At 48.0% G+C, this 17,321-nt stretch carries 18 protein-coding genes; 11 read left to right on the forward strand and 7 right to left on the reverse strand.

Translation table 11 applies throughout. From position 1 onward, the window contains the following. Positions 1 to 98 precede the first annotated feature (98 nt). Together JNUCC31_RS22690 and JNUCC31_RS22695 are read right to left on the reverse strand one after the other, a co-directional pair. A complete protein-coding gene (locus JNUCC31_RS22690) occupies positions 99 to 1,859 on the reverse strand; it encodes a sensor histidine kinase (protein WP_192264998.1) in 1,761 nt (586 codons plus the stop codon). Then, a complete protein-coding gene (locus tag JNUCC31_RS22695) occupies positions 1,856 to 2,623 on the reverse strand; it encodes a response regulator transcription factor (RefSeq protein ID WP_192265000.1) in 768 nt (255 codons plus the stop codon). Before JNUCC31_RS22695 ends, JNUCC31_RS22690 begins: the two co-directional genes overlap by 4 nt. A 218-nt stretch (positions 2,624 to 2,841) precedes the next feature. On the opposite strand from JNUCC31_RS22695, the gene JNUCC31_RS22700 reads away from it, so the two are divergent. From JNUCC31_RS22700 to JNUCC31_RS22745, 11 genes are all read left to right on the forward strand, one after another. Next, positions 2,842 to 3,948: a M23 family metallopeptidase gene (locus tag JNUCC31_RS22700; protein ID WP_228469191.1), complete on the forward strand. Its 1,107-nt coding sequence runs from the start codon at positions 2,842 to 2,844 to the stop codon at positions 3,946 to 3,948. A 174-nt stretch (positions 3,949 to 4,122) separates the two neighbouring features. After that, entirely contained in the window at positions 4,123 to 4,626 is a 504-nt protein-coding gene (locus JNUCC31_RS22705; protein ID WP_192265002.1) for a GNAT family N-acetyltransferase, read from the forward strand. Between the two features lie 479 nt (positions 4,627 to 5,105). Further along, positions 5,106 to 5,525: a hypothetical protein gene (locus tag JNUCC31_RS22710; protein ID WP_192265005.1), complete on the forward strand. Its 420-nt coding sequence runs from the start codon at positions 5,106 to 5,108 to the stop codon at positions 5,523 to 5,525. Next, complete coding sequence (locus JNUCC31_RS22715; protein ID WP_192265007.1) at positions 5,522 to 6,811, forward strand: ammonium transporter; 1,290 nt, start codon at positions 5,522 to 5,524, stop codon at positions 6,809 to 6,811. The genes JNUCC31_RS22710 and JNUCC31_RS22715 overlap by 4 nt, the downstream gene beginning before the upstream one ends. A 2-nt stretch (positions 6,812 to 6,813) precedes the next feature. Beyond that, positions 6,814 to 6,969, forward strand: a complete 156-nt coding sequence (locus tag JNUCC31_RS33480; RefSeq protein ID WP_228469192.1) for a hypothetical protein — start codon at positions 6,814 to 6,816, stop codon at positions 6,967 to 6,969. Beyond that, a complete protein-coding gene (locus tag JNUCC31_RS22720; RefSeq protein WP_192265010.1) occupies positions 6,962 to 7,906 on the forward strand; it encodes a YwqG family protein in 945 nt (314 codons plus the stop codon). Before JNUCC31_RS33480 ends, JNUCC31_RS22720 begins: the two co-directional genes overlap by 8 nt. Before the next feature lie 167 nt (positions 7,907 to 8,073). Further along, positions 8,074 to 8,541 (forward strand): DinB family protein, encoded by a 468-nt coding sequence (locus JNUCC31_RS22725; protein WP_228469193.1) that lies wholly within the window; start codon positions 8,074 to 8,076, stop codon positions 8,539 to 8,541. Between the two features lie 262 nt (positions 8,542 to 8,803). Further along, positions 8,804 to 9,526 carry a response regulator transcription factor gene (locus JNUCC31_RS22730; RefSeq protein ID WP_416234325.1) on the forward strand — a complete coding sequence of 241 codons (723 nt, stop codon included), beginning with the start codon at positions 8,804 to 8,806 and terminating at the stop codon, positions 9,524 to 9,526. Between the two features lie 54 nt (positions 9,527 to 9,580). Beyond that, entirely contained in the window at positions 9,581 to 10,714 is a 1,134-nt protein-coding gene (locus JNUCC31_RS22735; protein WP_192265016.1) for a sensor histidine kinase, read from the forward strand. A 170-nt stretch (positions 10,715 to 10,884) separates the two neighbouring features. Then, on the forward strand, positions 10,885 to 11,676 hold the full coding sequence (locus JNUCC31_RS22740) for a hypothetical protein (RefSeq protein WP_192265018.1): 792 nt from the start codon (positions 10,885 to 10,887) through the stop codon (positions 11,674 to 11,676). Then, positions 11,670 to 13,532 carry a transglycosylase domain-containing protein gene (locus tag JNUCC31_RS22745; protein WP_192265019.1) on the forward strand — a complete coding sequence of 621 codons (1,863 nt, stop codon included), beginning with the start codon at positions 11,670 to 11,672 and terminating at the stop codon, positions 13,530 to 13,532. The genes JNUCC31_RS22740 and JNUCC31_RS22745 overlap by 7 nt, the downstream gene beginning before the upstream one ends. Before the next feature lie 234 nt (positions 13,533 to 13,766). Here JNUCC31_RS22745 and JNUCC31_RS22750 read toward each other — a convergent pair whose 3' ends face one another. From JNUCC31_RS22750 to JNUCC31_RS22770, 5 genes are all read right to left on the reverse strand, one after another. Beyond that, on the reverse strand, positions 13,767 to 14,216 hold the full coding sequence (locus tag JNUCC31_RS22750; RefSeq protein WP_192265021.1) for a threonine/serine exporter family protein: 450 nt from the start codon (positions 14,214 to 14,216) through the stop codon (positions 13,767 to 13,769). Positions 14,217 to 14,234: 18 nt separating this feature from the next. Next, on the reverse strand, positions 14,235 to 14,930 hold the full coding sequence (locus JNUCC31_RS22755) for a threonine/serine exporter family protein (RefSeq protein WP_416234457.1): 696 nt from the start codon (positions 14,928 to 14,930) through the stop codon (positions 14,235 to 14,237). A gap of 366 nt (positions 14,931 to 15,296) precedes the next feature. Further along, positions 15,297 to 15,602, reverse strand: a complete 306-nt coding sequence (locus JNUCC31_RS22760) for a hypothetical protein (RefSeq protein ID WP_076291774.1) — start codon at positions 15,600 to 15,602, stop codon at positions 15,297 to 15,299. Positions 15,603 to 15,666: 64 nt separating this feature from the next. Next, positions 15,667 to 16,710, reverse strand: a complete 1,044-nt coding sequence (locus JNUCC31_RS22765; RefSeq protein ID WP_192265023.1) for a S66 family peptidase — start codon at positions 16,708 to 16,710, stop codon at positions 15,667 to 15,669. Positions 16,711 to 16,766: 56 nt separating this feature from the next. Beyond that, the gene (locus JNUCC31_RS22770; protein WP_416234458.1) at positions 16,767 to 17,168 is read right to left on the reverse strand and encodes an NUDIX domain-containing protein; all 402 of its coding nucleotides are present in this window, start codon (positions 17,166 to 17,168) and stop codon (positions 16,767 to 16,769) included. Between the last annotated feature and the right edge of the window lie 153 nt (positions 17,169 to 17,321).

A 17,321-nucleotide genomic window follows, 5' to 3' on the forward strand; every position in this document is an offset into this window, starting at 1 on the left:
GATCTGAATATCGTTCAAGTCCATATCAATATATGGGAACAGGTGTTATTGAGTGTCGATTATATAGATTGAAAATGAAAAGGTCAAGCGGAATGTTTTTACCCATGTTCTGATTGCCCATCCCATATTAATCGAATGACGGTCCCCTCACCAGAAGTGGATTGTACTTCAATCCGACCCTTCATCGCTTCAATTAAGCCTTTCGTAACCGCCATTCCAAGGCCTGATCCAACATCGGATGTGCCTGTATCCGTCCCTCGATAATATCGTTCAAACAGCCTCCAGACCAGTTCCGGGTCCATTCCTTGACCGTCATCGGCAAAATGAACACTGAACTCCCCAGCCTGTTTACCCGGATGCACACTAACGGTCAGAGTCGACTCCGCTGGATTATGCAGAAGGGCATTAGCGGTCAGATTATCCACAATGCGTTCAAACGAAGGAATATGTACATGGCCGTATACCGGAATTTTCGCAGGTCGGAACACGATACGCCCCTCGCCATATACCGGGTTGCGTTCTGCACGCTGGACGAGATCATGCAGCAGCGTATTTACGTCAGTTTCTTCAACAGGTGGCTGGTATCCACCGCTTCGCAATCGGTACGTCATGGCAAGGTCATTCACAAGCCGGTCCATATACATGGATTTGTCCAGCATAATGCCCGCGAATTCTCGTACTTCTTCCGGTGACCAGCTGTATTTCTGTGCTTCAAGCATATGGGCGTATCCCTGGATGGAGGACAGCGGTGTCTTAAGGTCATGCGTTATACCGGCAATCCATTCCTCGCGCAGTGACTCGGTCTTTTTACGGAGCTCTTCGTCTTGTTTCAATGTTGCGGATAATGCCTGCATGGAGCGAAGCACTTCGGCATACACGTGGTATTTCCGTTTCCATTTGCCATTTCGTCGCTGGCTGCGAGGTGCGCCTCCAATGCCTTTGGGTTCTTCATAATGTCCCTGTTCCAGGCGCTGGAGCCATTGGAGCATATGAAGCATGGGAGAACCGAAACGATTGGCATACCATAGGGCCAGAAGGATAAGCAAAATGACAACGGACAGAAGCAGCACGAGTAGAGCGGGTGCCAAAATGAATTTATATGGATTCTGATCTCCTGACGCAGATGGGTCTACAGGTATGCTAATCATCCAGGTTGTGCTGTTCTGTTCATCGTACAAGGTTGCGGTCGATATTCCATACCGACTGGGATAACGAACACGCAAAACCATTTCCTGAATGTTATAGCTGCTGGGGACGCCTATGGTGGGTTTGTTAAAGGAATCCAGTTCATGGCCGTAAGCGTCCAACACTTGCAGGTAGGCGCCTTTGGAGCGAAGGGCATCCTGTTGTTTGGGCTGAAGAACAAGCTCACCATTCGTGTAATAACTGCTTTGTCGGGCTTGATCAAGCAAGGATTGGGCCTGATTGCGCTCGCCGTACAGCAAGGTAAAATTCTCGCCGTTTTTCTCCCGAATCAGCATGATGATCTGATAGGGGAACGGCTTTTTGGCTTCCCAGTATGCAATCAACTCTCCAGGCTTATATTGCTTCGGAACATCGTCGGGGGTATGGAAATCGTCAATGACATAGCCCTTCTCATCCAGAACCTGCAACCATCCCTGATTATGTTTAACCTGCTCCAGCAGCTTGGGGTCATATTGGACCGTGCCATCGGGCTTCATCTCTGCAGTATTGATTAATTGGTCCAGTCCGCTTGTAGCGAAGTCATCCACCAGACTTACTTCATTTATCCTTTGAACGACCCAGTAGGTGGCTGCAGAACCCAACAGGATGATTAGGATTACTGCGCCAGCGAGCATCCCGATAAACCGGGTCATCAATCTGCGACGAATACTCATAAACGGGACGCTTTTTCTGGCTGAATGAGCTTGTAGCCAAGACCCCGGACGTTCACAAGAAAGACAGGGTTAGAAGGATCAGCTTCAATACGCTCACGGATACGGTGGATATGTACCATAACGGTGTTATCGTCGCTGATGGCTTCCGAACCCCATACCCGCTCATACAATTCCGATTTGGTGAAAATACGATTGGGATGCTTGCAGAAAAAGAGCAGCAGCTGATAGACAAGAGCCGGACAGGTTACGGGCTGCCCCTCAACTTGCAACTCACCGGCTTGTTCAAATACTTGAAAACGGCCAAAATCATAAATCCCTTCCTGCAAGGCAGAAGATGACGAAGTTACGTCAGAAAAGGGTGGGTTCACAGTTATGGTTGTCCCCATTTTGGTAGGCAAATAACGTTTCAGCAGCGATTTGATGCGAGCTACCACTTCGAGTGGATTAAAGGGTTTGACGACATAATCATCCCCTCCAACAGCGAAGCCGGTTAACTTGTCATAATCCGTTGTTTTGGCAGTCAAAAATAGAATCGGTGCATCAGTGACTTGCCGGAGGAAAGGACAGATTTCCAGTCCGCTTTTGCCGGGCAGCATGATGTCGAGTACGATGCAATGATAGGTTTTATTTTCACAGGCGGTGAGGGCTTCTTCTGCAGTCGTGACGGTGTCAATATCCACAAATTGCTCTTTGAGCAGAACGGTTTTGAGCATATGCAAAATGGCTTGTTCATCATCAACAAGCAGGATGGAGACGTGGTCCATGATGTGAAATGACCTCCTGGGGTTTCCTTTTGTTTTATTGCTAATCATACCATCCATATGAACAGTTTGGCGTGTTAGATATCTTAACGGAATCTTAATTATGAGCCAATGGAAGCTGTCACAATTTAACTACAAGTAAGGAAGGGTTAGACGAAGCATAAGATTCATTCGGTACACTTAACTGGAAAGTATAGCGATCAATAGAAGGGGTGTTGAGAATGAACAGCGAAAGTCAGCTGAATTCAGAGCAAGCTTCACACAACAAATTACAGAGCAGGAAGGGCTGGAAGATGCTTGCGATTGCCCTCAGTGCTTGTGTGATATTGTCTGCCTGTGGTAACGATAACTCGATTACATCCGAGGAGGGGGAGAAGCAGTCAGCCGAACAGACGTCCAATACCAATAAAGAGGGCGAGAGCACTTCTACGGAACAAAATTCCGGTTCAGAAGCGAGTGCAATGGTTACCCCCGACAATTTTGTTGATACCCTGATGAAAGGTTCCAAGGAAGACATTTACCGTCAGTTTAGTCCGCAAATGAAGGAAGCGATCACACTTGAACAGTTCCAAACGACTGCAGACGAGTTTTTAGAGGGAGTAACTTCCCTGGATCAAGTGTTCGCAGCTGAAATGAACAATTTGACCGAGTTCGCCTGGAAAGATCAAACAGGAACAAAAGGGATTCAAGCCTATTTTACCGAAGCCAATCAGATTGATGGTATGTTGACCAAGCCACTGGAGAGCCATGAGGATACAGATCCAAAGTTCACCAAAACCGAATTCCATCTCCCTTTAAAGGGTGAATGGTATGTGTTCTGGGGAGGCAATGATGTGATGTCGAACTATCATTACGAGCATGAAACACAGCGCTATGCGCTGGATATCGTTCGGTCCAAAGAAGGTTTTAGCTATAACGGGGATGCCAAGGTGAACGCAAGCTACCATGCTTTTGGTGAACCGCTCTATGCTGCTGCGGACGGGACCGTAGTGGAGATCAGGAATGACATTCCAGACAATACACCAGGCGTTATGAATCCGGAAGAGCCAGCGGGGAATTATGTGGTCATTGACCATGGTCAGGACGAATATAGCATTACAGCACACATAAAAAAGGGAAGTGTAGCAGTCAAAAAGGGGGATAAAGTCAAGCAGGGAGATCTCATTGGAGAACTCGGCAACTCAGGGAACTCCAGCGAAGCTCATCTGCACTTCCAGGTATCGGACGGCCCGGATCTGTTCAAAGCTCGTTCCATCAACATTCGTTGGGCGGATCAAAGCCAGCAGTTAACCCGCGGCAATACCATTCAGGCATTGCCAGAGTCATAAGTATCAGGTACCAAGGGATTGAGCGAAACCAGGCTTCGCACAGGAAGGTCGGTTCGGGCCACCAGGTCAGCATTTATTCCGACAGAGCGTTTGGGGGATGACGACGGCTTGCTTCCTCCGTTATAATACCGTCATAAGATAGATAGAATCGATCTGGATGATGGAGGAGTAGACATGAAGCTGGATAGTGTGCAGATAGAGTATGCGCGCCGTGAGGACTTGCCAAGGATTGTGGAAATCTATAATTCCACGATCGAGAGCCGGATGGTGACGGCAGATTTGGAGCCGGTGACTGTAGACCAGCGTATTCCGTGGTTTGAGGAGCATTCATCAGATCATCGCCCGCTCTGGGTGATGAGGCATGAGGGGCAGGTTGTAGCCTGGGCCAGTCTTAGCTCCTTTTATGGACGACCTGCGTACAATGGAACAGTGGAAGTCAGTGTATATGTGGATCAGGATTGCCGGGGAATTGGGGCGGGTGGACGACTGCTGAGCACGATTTTTGACGCTTGTCCTGCACTTGGAATCAAGACGATTCTGGGCTTTGTCTTTGGTCATAATGAACCAAGTCTGGGATTATTGCGGAAGCATGGCTTTGAACAGTGGGGGTATTACCCTGAAGTGGCTGTGCTGGATGGTGTCAACCGGGATTTGGCGATTTTGGGCAAAAAAATATAACAAAGTATCAAAACAAATGAAAACCTCCGAATCTACAGTACGTGGATTGGAGGTTTTTGTGCTTACATAGAACAAAACTGTTGGATGACTTAGGTGCGCGATACGCCCAGCCTTTGTTTAATATCCTGAATCTGTGCCAGATGACGCTCTACAGCTTCCCAGATTTGACTAGGAATGTCGTCATTACGAGTGAACATCGTACCATCCTCTCCTTTTTAGGAGTTTAATGATGTCAGTTTGTGTATACAGTATCTGAAATGTGGTTGCTTGGTGTATACCATAGGGAAAATCAAAGATAAATATGAAATTATGTTTAATATTCTATGTTATAGGAAGTTATAAGATTTGAGATAAGGCGATTTATCAAAAACAAACCAGATTCAACTGTTGCCATCGCCAAAAAAAGGATTGACGCTTAGTGCTGCTGGACTCTATAATCGATAACAAGTAACTCGATATGTGAGGAGTCCTGACATGGTATGTTAGTAATTGACGAGGTGTATCATCATACAGCATTGCAAATATCATCGTCCGATTTATTGTACCTTATCCAACAGCTCAAGGTCAAAAAAGAAAACGAGATCGAAACACTCAAACATAAAATCGAACAATTCGAGCAAAAAAAACGTGCGGAAGAAGTGGCATATCAATCCTTGTCTACCGTACGCAAATGGTTTGCAGGACGACCCGCATCCCATCACCAGGCGGTGGAATATATGGTTCAGGTGAAGGAACGTTTTCGCAAAATGGAGCAGATTCGACGGCGGATCCGAGAACTGGATCGCATTGCCGAACGAATCAAGCATCCGGACAGTATTGAACGGGACGAAATCGAGCTTACGCCCGAAACCATCCGGGAAATCAAACAGCTTAGGGAAACGGAGGATGTACAAGCATGACTTTGGAGACGTTAAGCTCCGGGATTGATACGGTCTGGGTCGTACTGAGTGCAGCCATGATTTTGTTGATGGAGGGCGGATTCGCCCTGCTGGAGGCTGGATTTGTACGTTATAAAAATAGCGTGAATATTATTATGAAGGTTTTTGCTGACATTACGATTGGAACATTGCTTTTCTATGCCATCGGATTTGGCTTGATGTATGGCTCCGATGTTGGAGGTTTTGTAGGGATAACCGGATTTTTCCTGAATGGTGACCTGTCTCACCTGGATGTGCCCGTATCCTTGGAAACATTCTGGCTGTTCCAGGCGGCGTTTACCATTGCTGTTATTTCCATCGTATCGGGTGCTGTGGCTGAGCGGATTAACTTTCGAGCCTATCTGCTGTACATCATATTGATGACGGCGATTATTTATCCGATTGGTGGACACTGGGCATGGGGCGGCGGCTGGCTCAGCAAGCTGGGCATGCAGGATTTCGCCGGTTCCGCTGTCATTCACGCATTGGGCGGATTCTCGGCACTCGCCGCTGCGATCATTATTGGGCCACGGAAAGGCAAATACACGCCGCTTGGCGTGAGTGCGATCGCGCTTCCGAGTAATCTGCCGCTAGCGTCTGTAGGTGCATTTCTGCTGTGGTTCGGCTGGTTTGGCTTCAATGCAGGAAGTACGCTCAGTGCGACAGATGTAAGAATCGGTCACATAGCCATCGTTACGATGTTATCTGCTGCTTCGGGCGGTGCGGTTACGCTGCTGTACACCTTGTTCCGTTTCAATCGTTCGGATGCACCATCGGTCATTAATGGCTCGCTTGCCGGTTTGGTCGGCATTACGGCGGGTTGTGCATTCGTCGGTGATGCAGCGGCGATATTCATCGGTGCAGTATCCGGGTTGCTCATGATGGCTGCAACGAATTGGCTGGACCGCAGGCAGATTGATGATCCGGTAGGCGCGTTTCCTGTTCATGCCGTATCCGGGATGTGGGGAACGATTGCCGTAGGTTTATTTGCAACCGATGGTGGCTTGTTCACGGGAGGAGGCTGGAGGCTGCTGGGTGTTCAGGCGCTCGGACTCACGGCTCTGGTCGTCTGGGGATTTGTTATGACCTGGATCGGACTGAAGCTGATCGGCAAGATTGTTCCTGTCCGTTCCACGGAAGAAGAGGAGGATCTGGGTCTGGACATTAGTTACCATGGTGTAATGGCCGCCCACCAGTCGCATGAATTCCTGGATGGCGAGGAGCATATTCGGGCGTTCCAGGATGAGTCACCGGATCGGCACCATTAAGAATGAATGGAATAGATCATAAAAGGGCTGACAGCGGATGTCAGTCTCTTTTTTCGTTAGAAGCAGGGAAAGAAGAGACAGCGGAAGAATATACAGATATGAACCTGAATATGTCTCACCAAGATGTATTGTCAAAAGGGGAGGATCTGCATGATTAAGCCTGAACAATGTGAACGTCTGACCAGAAAAGCCCGGAAAACACTTGAGGAATACGGTTTGGGTAATGCTGCCGATCTGCTGTTATCTTCAAGTCGTTGGGGAATTCGCCTTGATGTATCGACAGTGGATGAGTACCGCAGAACAGGGAATTCACGTGTTGGTGGAAATCCGGATCTGCCGGAGCAGATGAAATGGCCTGTAACACAGGATGGAGTGCCCATGACGTTCCTGGCCCAGTTGAATCTCGTGGACTTAACGCCTTATACGCCAAATGATGGGCGCGGGAGTTTGCCAGAACGGGGTATGTTATACTTTTTCATTGGTGTGGATGAACCTGCTTATCATATTGAGCATCGTGTGATTTACGAGCCGGGCGCTCATAACCTGACGAGGCGGGAGCCTGAGGGCGAAACCGCGTTGAATGAGAATGATTTTGTAGCGCATTCGGTAACAGTACTGCCTAATCTTGAGTTTCCTACATATGCATATATTGATGCTCTGGCATTGAATGCACTTGTTGCTCCGCTGGCTGGTGGAACGGTAGCAGTCGAAGGGGAGGAAGGTCTATATGATCGATACCTTGAATTCGAATCCGACTGGAATCATCCAAGTACACAGAACTGGGGTGGCATGTTCGGATACCCTGACGGTCAGCATCCGGATGCAGAACATCAGGCGCTGCTGCAAATCGTACTTGGTGAAGAGTATGGTTATGACAAGCAGGCGTGTGAGAAAAAGCTGACTGCTCATTATGGCGGAGATGAGGAACGGACGCGGCAGGAGCTTTCAGATACGCTGCTTCTGTTGAAAATTGATACGCATGACGCCATCGGTTTCCAATGGTGGGACTGCGGGGAGCTGCAATTTTTCATTCGCAAGGCTGACTTGCTCGCGGGACGATTCGATCAAACGTATTGTTCATTATATTCAAGTTAAGTCCGCATTGGCTATCATAGGAGCAACAAAATGTCCCAAATCCCGTCTATAAGAGGGAGGCGGGACTTTTTGTTTGTCTTGCTGGTTTTTGGGTATAGCTGGTTTATATAAAGGGGGATATGGGTTGAATTACGATCATATGTTCTGTATAATGGAATAAAAAGGGAGTGTATCTGTTGATTGATTCTGCATTTAAACATATTGATATGGCCGTGACATCATTAATTGATTTATGTGATCAACTGTCCGAACAGGATTTGGCTCTGACTCCAATTGAAGGTAAACGGCCGGTTGGAGAATTACTTTCACATTTATCTGTCATTTGTCGTGCGGATGTACATATTTCGGAGGGAGCTTCCGAAGAGGAAATGGCTTTGTTTTACGAGAAAAATCAGCCAAATACGCTGAGCGAGATCAAGGAAGCGCTGATTGCGAATCAGATGTACCTCTACCATCGGTACAGGCAGTTTAATACGGAGGAATTATTACAGGTGACGGACTCCTATTGGGGCGCATCGTACAGTCGTCTGGAGTGGCTGCTTGAGATCATGGGACATGTATATCACCACAGAGGCCAACTTCATATGATGCTGACGCTGACTGGCATAGAGCCCACAGTGGCATTGTTTAAATAGAAAAAGTAGATCCATTATACGAGATTTTGCCTGAATAGGAACAAGACTTAATAGAATACATAGAGCGTGTTATCCGCAACAAGCAACGGTTAAACCCGGATTAGAGAGATGATACTGTACGTAATAATGGGGATTTAAGTGGAAGGGACAATATTACATATATGAGAAAAATAGACTGAACGTATTCAGGAAATGTATAGGGTAATAATTTTCGCAGCTTCATCCTCTGGTGGTATACTTTGAAGAAGAAATGAATCATGGAATGGAAAGGAAAAATGCCGTGGCACAGCCAACAACCATTCTGCTTGTGGATGATGAGCAGGATATTATTAAACTGATGGAGATTTATTTTGGCAATGAAGGTTATCGGGTTCTGAAAGCAAGTGATGGAATCGAGGCTCTTGAGCAATTGAAGAAAGAGTCGATTGACCTGATTATTCTGGATGTCATGATGCCTAATATGGATGGAATTGAAGCGTGTATGAAAATTCGGGAAGAGCAGAAAATGCCGATCATTATGCTGTCCGCCAAAAGCATGGATATGGATAAAATCACAGGGCTGAGCATCGGCGCTGATGATTATGTGACCAAACCGTTTAACCCGCTTGAACTTGTGGCACGGGCAAAGTCACAGCTTCGCAGATACCATACCTTCAATGAAGGGCGGGAAAAAAAGGAGCATGAATGGGTGATTGATGATCTGGTCATCAATACCGATACCCACGAGGTGTGGGTGGATGAGCAGCCTGTGCGTCTGGCTCCCCGTGAATTTGCCGTTCTGGAGCTGCTCGCGCGACATCAAGGTTCCGTGCTTAGTATGGAGCAGATCTACAAACAGGTCTGGAAAGAGGAATTTATGGAGTCCAACAACACGGTCATGGTACATATCCGCAAAATTCGTGAGAAAATCGAACTCGACAGCAAACATCCCAAGTTCATACAGACGGTATGGGGTGTTGGGTATAAGATGATCAAACCACAATAAACACGTGCGTCTACAGGGTGAATTGCATACAGAGCGTGAGCAGGGAGTTCCGAGATGAATTCAAAATTAATTAACACAGTCCGGTGGAAATTTATTTACGCATTTTTGCTGAGTGGCATCTTGACAGCTGCTATTTTGTATGGGGGCAGCACCGTTGTACGATCCATTCTGGATGCTCAGACCTATCCTAATTATTCGCTCCCTGCGAGGGGCATCAGGTGGCTGGTGAACAATATTGGGTCGGTGCCATTAATGATTATAGTCGGCATACTTGGCTTCGTGCTGTTCTTTTTTATGTTTACGCGCAGGGTGATGCTGGTTTTGGACGAGATTACGGCGGGAATTCAGGAAGTTGCCAAAGGGGAGTTATCTCATCGGATTGAGGTAAACACATCGGATGAGTTTGGCGTTGTGGCTGCTAGTATCAATCAAATGGCTGAACAATTGCAGCTGTCATTGCAAGAGGAGCGTAGTGCGGTCGCAGCTAAAAATGACTTGATTACGGGCATTTCTCATGATTTGAGGACTCCGCTGACCTCGATTCTCGGATTTTTGGAGTATATTGAGAAGGATCGGTATCAGGATGAAATTGAGATGCGCTATTATGTGAGCATTGCATACGAGAAATCCTTATCATTAAGGAAGCTGATTGATGATTTGTTCGAATATACCCGTGTCAGTGGTGGGAGCCTGCCCTTGTCATTAACTTTCTTGAACTTGAACCCTTTTCTGATGCAGCTTGCGGAAGAGTTCACTCCGATTCTGGAAGAAGCGGGTATGACATACAAGATCATCGGTGGACAAGAACCTTTATGGATTCAGGCCGCTCCGGGAGAGCTTGTCCGTGCGTATGAGAACCTGTTCAGTAACGCAATCCGTTACGGGGCACAGGGGAAAGTGATGGAGATCGCGTTATCTCTTGAAGGTGAAGAAGCCGTGGTGCGCATCAGTAACTACGGTGAACCGATCCCGGCACAGGATTTGCCGCATTTATTCGATCGATTCTACCGGGTGGACAAATCCCGTTCTCGTGAGACGGGCGGTACCGGACTGGGGCTGGCCATTGCGAAGTCGATGATAGAATTACATCAAGGAAGTATTGCTGCTTACAGTGAACAGGGGAGAACTGATTTTGTTACACGTTTCCCTGTAACTGCTGCCCCGATGAACAGAAATCAAGAGGAATGATAACCTGAATAATTCTTGTCAAATGGAAGAGAACTTGCTCATTCAGTACTTATGCAAAATGCTGAATTAAGAAAATGATAAGAAGTTACCCACTTCCTCATTAAGAAATATTCGGTATTCTTAACCTCAATCGTATACAAGAAACTGCGAAATATAGGAGGATACCGAATATGAGATTTTTAGTACAAACGGTCAGACTGAGATACATATATATTTGCGGAGCAAGCGCGTTACTTAGCGCAGCGCTCCTATTTGTCGTTTACCATACGTTACGTTTTGCCCACCATCATATCCTGCCTGAGACAACAGGGACCATTCGGGTTATGCACTGGGTGATAAACCACATCGGCACAACGCCATTGGTTATACTCATCGGTGGCGGTTTGTTTGCATTGTTTTTTTGGCTTCGATCCCAGAAGATTGCAGATGACCTCAAGGTTATTGGTCATGGAGCCCATGAACTGGCAAATGGCCGAGTTCCAGCAAAAATGGAAGTGTTGAATGGTGGGGAACTGCGGCAGATTGCTGCCGATCTGAATGAAGTTGCGCACCGGCACCGGATTCAGACGGAGCGGCTAAACATTTCAGACCAGGAGTGGATAGATAGAGAGCCGAGAGGGGAAGATTGGTTCAGTTCTGGTATGTATGAGGATGAGAGTAGTCGGCAACAAATGGCGTCAGAACGTGAAAAAATCCATAAACGTATTCAGGAGGATTTGGATGGATCACATTCGATTGGTATAAGTATCGATCTGCCGATTAAACTGACGCTCTACGGTGTTCGATCCTCGCTGGATACGATCATGGAGGGACGCTGCCGGGATGAAGCGGAGATACAGCATTGGGTCAGGCTGGCGTATGAACAGACATTAAGGTTGGAACTTGCCCTGGATTCCATGGGAACGAAGGCGCAGGAATTTCCGGGCTCCATTACACATGGATACAAGGACACGGGATGTTGAGGTTCGCATTAAAGCGCTGGATCTATCACATATTTGATGCGCTCGTTCTCATCGTTATTTTTCTTGCACTTGGTTATATGTGTTTGGTTTATTACGGGGAGAGTGTACTCCGTAACAATGCTCAAGCCATTTCGGTGGCCTCTTCCACCATCATTTTCAATGCGGATGGAACAGAGATTTCCAGATCGCATACCCAGACTAAAGGATATGCGGATTATGCTGATTTGAAGGACATGCCCGATCTGTTAAAGCAGGCGTTTCTGACTACGGAAGATCGACGTTTCTATCATCATGACGGACTTGATTTTATCGGAATTGGCAGGGCGGTTGTGCAGGATGTTTTACATATGAACCTGAGTCAGGGAGGCAGCTCCATTACACAGCAACTGGCAAGGAATCTGTACTTGAACGGAGATAAAACGCTGGTTCGCAAGGTGAATGAAATGTCGATTGCCATGGCGATGGAAAAAAGGTTTAGCAAGGATGAGCTATTGGAGCTATATTTGAATCATATTTTTATGGGACGTCAGCAGTACGGGGTTAAAGCGGCGGCGTGGCGCTACTTTGGAATTAAGGATTTACATCAGCTGGAGATCTGGCAAATGGCTACGCTCGCCGGAATTCCGAAGGGACCCTCCATATACAATCCGATAGATCGGGAAGACCTGTCCAAAGAAAGGCGAGCTGTAGTTCTTGGCCTGATGCATGAGCAAGGAATGATTACAAAGAGACAGATGGAGGCAGCGCGAAGTGTGGACTATACACCGCCAGATACAACTTCTGCATCAACTCCAGGCTCGCAAGTACCTGCTTATGTGTCAGCTGTCGATGCGGTGATCGAAGAAGCTTCCCGCCTCACAGGCAAGAGTGGAGCAGAGATTCAATCCGCTGGCTGGACCATTCGTACGGGATTGGATGATCAAGCTCAGCTTGCGATGGAGCAGGCGTTCCGCGAATCTTCCCGGTTCACGGATGACCTTAAGGATGAGCAAGTGCAGGCGAGCATGGTCATTATGGACCAGCATAATGGTGAAGTCAAAGCGATGATGGGCGGGCGATCCCCTGTGAAAGGAGGCATCAATCGGGCGACCACGGATGCAAGGCAACCCGGTTCTGCATTCAAGCCAATTATTGCATATGGACCTGCACTGGAATCTGGTCGTTTTAAGCCGGATAGTGTGCTGCCTGATCAACGCATGAAATATGGCAGCTATCAACCGAGCAATCTGGATGGGCGTTACAGAGGTACAGTTACGATGTCGCATGCGATTGTACAGTCCATTAACGCTCCTGCTGTGTGGCTGCTGCATGAGACAGGGCTTGGACGCGCACATCAATTTGCAGATCGATTAGGCATTGAACTGGGCAAGGAGGATCTCAATCTGTCGATTGCCTTGGGTGGTTTGCACAAAGGGGTATCTCCCCTGAAAATGGCCCAGGCCTACTCTGTGTTTGCCAATAACGGCAAGCGGAATACAGCACATCTGATTCGTGAAATTACGGATTCACGCGGCCGAACGATCTATGGTTTTAAGCCAGAGAACAAGCAGGTGATCTCCGCCAGTACAGCGAATGCTATGACCAGCATGCTCCAGGATGTAGTCAGTCAGGGAACGGGAAGGCGGGCACAGCTGAGCCAGCATAAGGTAGCGGGGAAAACCGGGACAACACAGGCTGCCTTACCTGGTGTAGGCAGGGAAGCCAATCGGGACTTGTGGTTTGTGGGGTATACCCATAAGTGGACGGCAGCGGTCTGGATGGGATTTGATCGTACGGATGCTGAACATTATATGAGATCGGGAAGTGGTGTGGCGGCGGATTTATTTGCGTCGGTTATGGAGCGTGCGATGCCATAAGGAGAAAGGTTTACTGCACATCAGATGAACAAGAATTCACCAGAAGACATGAGGTAGTTCTGTTTTATGGATCGTCCAGTTATCGAACAAGTGGGTGCAACGTTGAAAACACCGCAGATTCTTGATGATCCTTAATCAACATGGGCTAGAAATAGGAAAGACCCGTGAAGGACAGCGTTTACCCTGTCTACAAACGGGTCTTTATCGTTTTAGTGATATTATATTCGTCTGCTGTCAGGATTTTGCTCGCAACGATTCGGGTAAACGACGAATCATCTGGTTCAATACCTCGGACAATACAAGTCCGATGGCAATGGCACCGGATAACATGAGTGCCTTGGCAGCCATCTCCATGGCAGCACTGTAGTCATTTTGTACAAAATTACGCATAGCATTATATGCCAGTCCCCCCGGAACAAGCGGAATGATACCAGCAACGCTAAAGATAATAACAGGCGCACGAAACATGCGGGAGAACAGCTGGCTGATGACTCCTACCGCGATGGTGGCTGCCAGTGTCGCAGGAACGGCATCCGTAGCATATTCGAGTACAATATAGATGATCCAGCCGATCATGCCGACAAATCCACCGTGAAGCAGCATTCGCCTGGGTGCGTTAAATATAATGCCGAATGCAGCCGATGCGACAAAGCTGGTCAAGGCTTGTTCAATAAAATGAAGCATAACCTGCACTCCTCCGTCTTACGTAAAAAGTGAAAAAACAACAGCGATGCCGGTACCAATCGCAAAAGCTGTCAAAAATGCCTCGGCTCCCTTGGATAACCCGGACACGAGATGTCCAGCCATCAGGTCACGCACAGCATTGGTAATCAGCAGCCCCGGTACCAGAGGCATGACTGAGCCAATGATGATTTTGTCCCGTTCATGACCCGCACCGATATAAACAAGTAAAAAGGCAAGCAGGCCAATGACAAATGAGGCTGTCAGCTCGGCAAAAAACTTCACCAGTACCAGTCGATGGAAGACAATGACCGCTGCATAGCCGATGCCACCGCAGAGTACCGCTGGGAGAAAGTCAATCCATCCTCCGCCAAACATTATGGTAAAGCACCCACTGGATAATGCTGCTGCAATAAGCCGCACAACCGCAGAATAAGAGGAGGGCTGTCCTTCAATTTGTTGTAACAAGGCATGTGCCTCTTCAACGGTCAGCTCACCTTGTCCAATTCGCCGGGAAACGGCATTCACTTCGGATACCTTGTGCAAATCCGTGGTTCGTTCAGAGATCCGAATCAGCTTGGCAGGCTCGGTTGCATCAACCGAGAAGAAGATGCCTGTGGGCACCACATAACTATGCGAATGGGGAAGGCCCAGCGCGGCAGCCATGCGTTTCATCGTATCTTCCACACGGTAGGTTTCACCACCGCTTTGCAGCATGATTTTGCCTGCCAATAGACAGATTGCAATCACACGGGATTGTTCAGTATGATTTGTCCCTACCAGCTCCGTCTCAGACTGAGGCACGGGTGGAGGATCATGGGGGATGTATTCCAACCGGATCAAGCTCCGTTCATATGAGATAAGGCTTGTGCCGACACCATTGTATCATATTTCACACGTTAACAAGGAAACATACCGCACGAACGACAGGAAGCCTTTCAAGTAGCGGTGATTCACGTATATGTTCAAGCCAAAACGATATCAAAATCATCACGACAAAACTAAAAAAAAGCTTCGCTTCCTAAGGCTCGAAGGCACAGGAGCGGAGCTTTTTAGGTTAATTGCCGATATAAGCAAAAACAATTACATCAACAGCGTAATAACCAACAGCTCATACAGCACGAGGGGCAAAATGGTCGGTCCAAACAAGGCGCGCGGCTCGGGATACCCATGCATCGGTGTAACCTGGAGATACAATATTCCCCGATCTGCACTGATAATGACACCTTCCCATACCTGACCATCGATATTCTGGACTTGCACCTTCTTGCCTACATGCTGCCGGGCTGTATGATGAAGCATATTCCGCACACTTTGCACGGATTGGAGCATCGGTTGATTGGCTTGGTACACGACCCGCGCGGATGGTGTGGATGTGGATTCGGACATGATGCACAACCCTTCCTCAAAATAAGTTCTTACTTCAAGGTATGCATCTGCCTACAAAAGGTGTTTACACAAATGCCATCTCAAGGCTTCCCTGCCCATTTTCATAAGCCACTTTGCCCAGTGCGCCATTCACAAAGGTTAACTGTGGCGGGATGTGGCCCAGATCTACATCATACAGTACGGGAACATCCATATCCCCCAGCGCTGAATTCAGGGCATCGGTGAAATTGAAATCCCCTGTATCCGAATACCCGGCAGGTCGGCCGAACATGAAGCCTTTAACGCCAGTAAACCAGCCAGCCTGTCTCATCTGCCACAGATGACGGTAGATATCACCCGCATTCATCTCACAGCTTTCCAGATACCAGATCGTTCCTTCTTCTGCACAGTACTGATCCAGGTACGCTTCAACAGGTGCGTAAGGCGTACCAATGAGACATGTGATTGTATCCATACAGCCCCCGATTAACCGACCTAAGAATGTAATCGGAGAATCCATACCATCGGGCTGCCCCAGCTGTTTCCAGTGAGAAGGGGTATCCAGATTAAACCTCGACAACTCCGGTTTCCATTCCGATTGATAGTGAGAGGAGGAAGGTTGAGTGATCTGCCCTCCCTGGCCGGTCTGTAATACATCAATCCAGCGGGCGGTCACCGGATCGAGCTCATTGGATCTTAGATCTACGTAGTTCGTACCATGTGCTGAAGCCGTTCCGGTGATCAGGGTGTAAGCGAATAAAAAGGTACTGATATCCGAATATCCCATAACCCATTTGGGAGGCAACGTTTTCAAAGCATCCCAATCTAGCAGGGGCAGAATATCCATTAGGAACTCCCCACCCCACGGAGGGATGATGGCCTGAATTCCCGGGTCTCGAAAGAATGCATTGATTTCAGCAGCGCGTTCCTCCTTGGAGGCACTCACACATTTGCTGTTGTGACGTAGCGACGGGCTTTCCTGAACGCCAAAACCAAGGCGCTCCATATTGTGTCTACTTTCTTCGAGGTAATGGTGCAAGGATTCGCCTACACCGCTGGACGGTGCAGCTACGCCAATCGTATTTCCCGGCGTGAGCGGTTGCGCGTAACGGATCGAACGCTTATTCATGAATACATCGCCCCTTCCTGTGGATGGTTCCTCATACTAAATCACAGTATCTACACTCAATCTTTGGAATAAAGTTGCATGACGGCTTTTAGGCCAGGTACGGTAAAACTGGCTAGCGGGGAGGGGAGTTCGTTCAGTGGGAACCAGCCGATTTCGCCAATGGCACCACCTTCCTCCAGATTGCGGGCAATACCGTGGATGACCCGCGCGAAATAGAGGACGGATATCCAATGTTCTTCCTGTTCCGGACGAATGGTTTCGGCCGTGCAGAGTAATCCCTCGATGGCAATCTCCAGATCGACTTCTTCCTTGATTTCCCGAATGACCGCCGTTTCCAACGATTCGTAAGGATCGACCTTGCCTCCTGGGATACTCCAGGTGTATTGTTCCGGTTGTCGATTCCGCCAAACTAAAAGGACTTCATTGCGTTCGTTGAGGATGACCGCTCCAACACCGATGCGAGGTTGAAGAAGGATATCCGCAGTAACCTTAGCTTCTGAATCGGACCACGAGGATTCTTCGGCTGCAAGCAGTCGTGAGTCTATGTTAGCTTCTGTCTGTTTATTACCTTGGACACGAGTAGACTGAAAAGCCAATGGCAGCTTGGTCTG

The sequence above is a fragment of the Paenibacillus sp. JNUCC-31 genome (assembly GCF_014844075.1).
GTDB lineage: Bacteria > Bacillota > Bacilli > Paenibacillales > Paenibacillaceae > Paenibacillus.

Excerpts from the sequence above, each read along its gene's own strand:
- JNUCC31_RS22715 (WP_192265007.1), top strand. The coding sequence starts at position 5,522 with ATGACTTTGGAGACGTTAAGCTCCGGGATTGATACGGTCTGGGTCGTA.
- JNUCC31_RS22735 (WP_192265016.1), top strand. The coding sequence starts at position 9,581 with ATGAATTCAAAATTAATTAACACAGTCCGGTGGAAATTTATTTACGCA.
- JNUCC31_RS22720 (WP_192265010.1), top strand. The coding sequence starts at position 6,962 with ATGATTAAGCCTGAACAATGTGAACGTCTGACCAGAAAAGCCCGGAAA.
- JNUCC31_RS22705 (WP_192265002.1), top strand. The coding sequence starts at position 4,123 with ATGAAGCTGGATAGTGTGCAGATAGAGTATGCGCGCCGTGAGGACTTG.
- JNUCC31_RS22730 (WP_416234325.1), top strand. The coding sequence starts at position 8,804 with ATGGAAAGGAAAAATGCCGTGGCACAGCCAACAACCATTCTGCTTGTG.
- JNUCC31_RS22690 (WP_192264998.1), bottom strand. The coding sequence starts at position 1,859 with ATGAGTATTCGTCGCAGATTGATGACCCGGTTTATCGGGATGCTCGCT.
- JNUCC31_RS22700 (WP_228469191.1), top strand. The coding sequence starts at position 2,842 with ATGAACAGCGAAAGTCAGCTGAATTCAGAGCAAGCTTCACACAACAAA.
- JNUCC31_RS22745 (WP_192265019.1), top strand. The coding sequence starts at position 11,670 with ATGTTGAGGTTCGCATTAAAGCGCTGGATCTATCACATATTTGATGCG.
- JNUCC31_RS22755 (WP_416234457.1), bottom strand. The coding sequence starts at position 14,930 with ATGCTGCAAAGCGGTGGTGAAACCTACCGTGTGGAAGATACGATGAAA.
- JNUCC31_RS33480 (WP_228469192.1), top strand. The coding sequence starts at position 6,814 with ATGAATGGAATAGATCATAAAAGGGCTGACAGCGGATGTCAGTCTCTT.
- JNUCC31_RS22760 (WP_076291774.1), bottom strand. The coding sequence starts at position 15,602 with ATGTCCGAATCCACATCCACACCATCCGCGCGGGTCGTGTACCAAGCC.
- JNUCC31_RS22695 (WP_192265000.1), bottom strand. The coding sequence starts at position 2,623 with ATGGACCACGTCTCCATCCTGCTTGTTGATGATGAACAAGCCATTTTG.
- JNUCC31_RS22710 (WP_192265005.1), top strand. The coding sequence starts at position 5,106 with ATGTTAGTAATTGACGAGGTGTATCATCATACAGCATTGCAAATATCA.
- JNUCC31_RS22765 (WP_192265023.1), bottom strand. The coding sequence starts at position 16,710 with ATGAATAAGCGTTCGATCCGTTACGCGCAACCGCTCACGCCGGGAAAT.
- JNUCC31_RS22750 (WP_192265021.1), bottom strand. The coding sequence starts at position 14,216 with ATGCTTCATTTTATTGAACAAGCCTTGACCAGCTTTGTCGCATCGGCT.
- JNUCC31_RS22740 (WP_192265018.1), top strand. The coding sequence starts at position 10,885 with ATGAGATTTTTAGTACAAACGGTCAGACTGAGATACATATATATTTGC.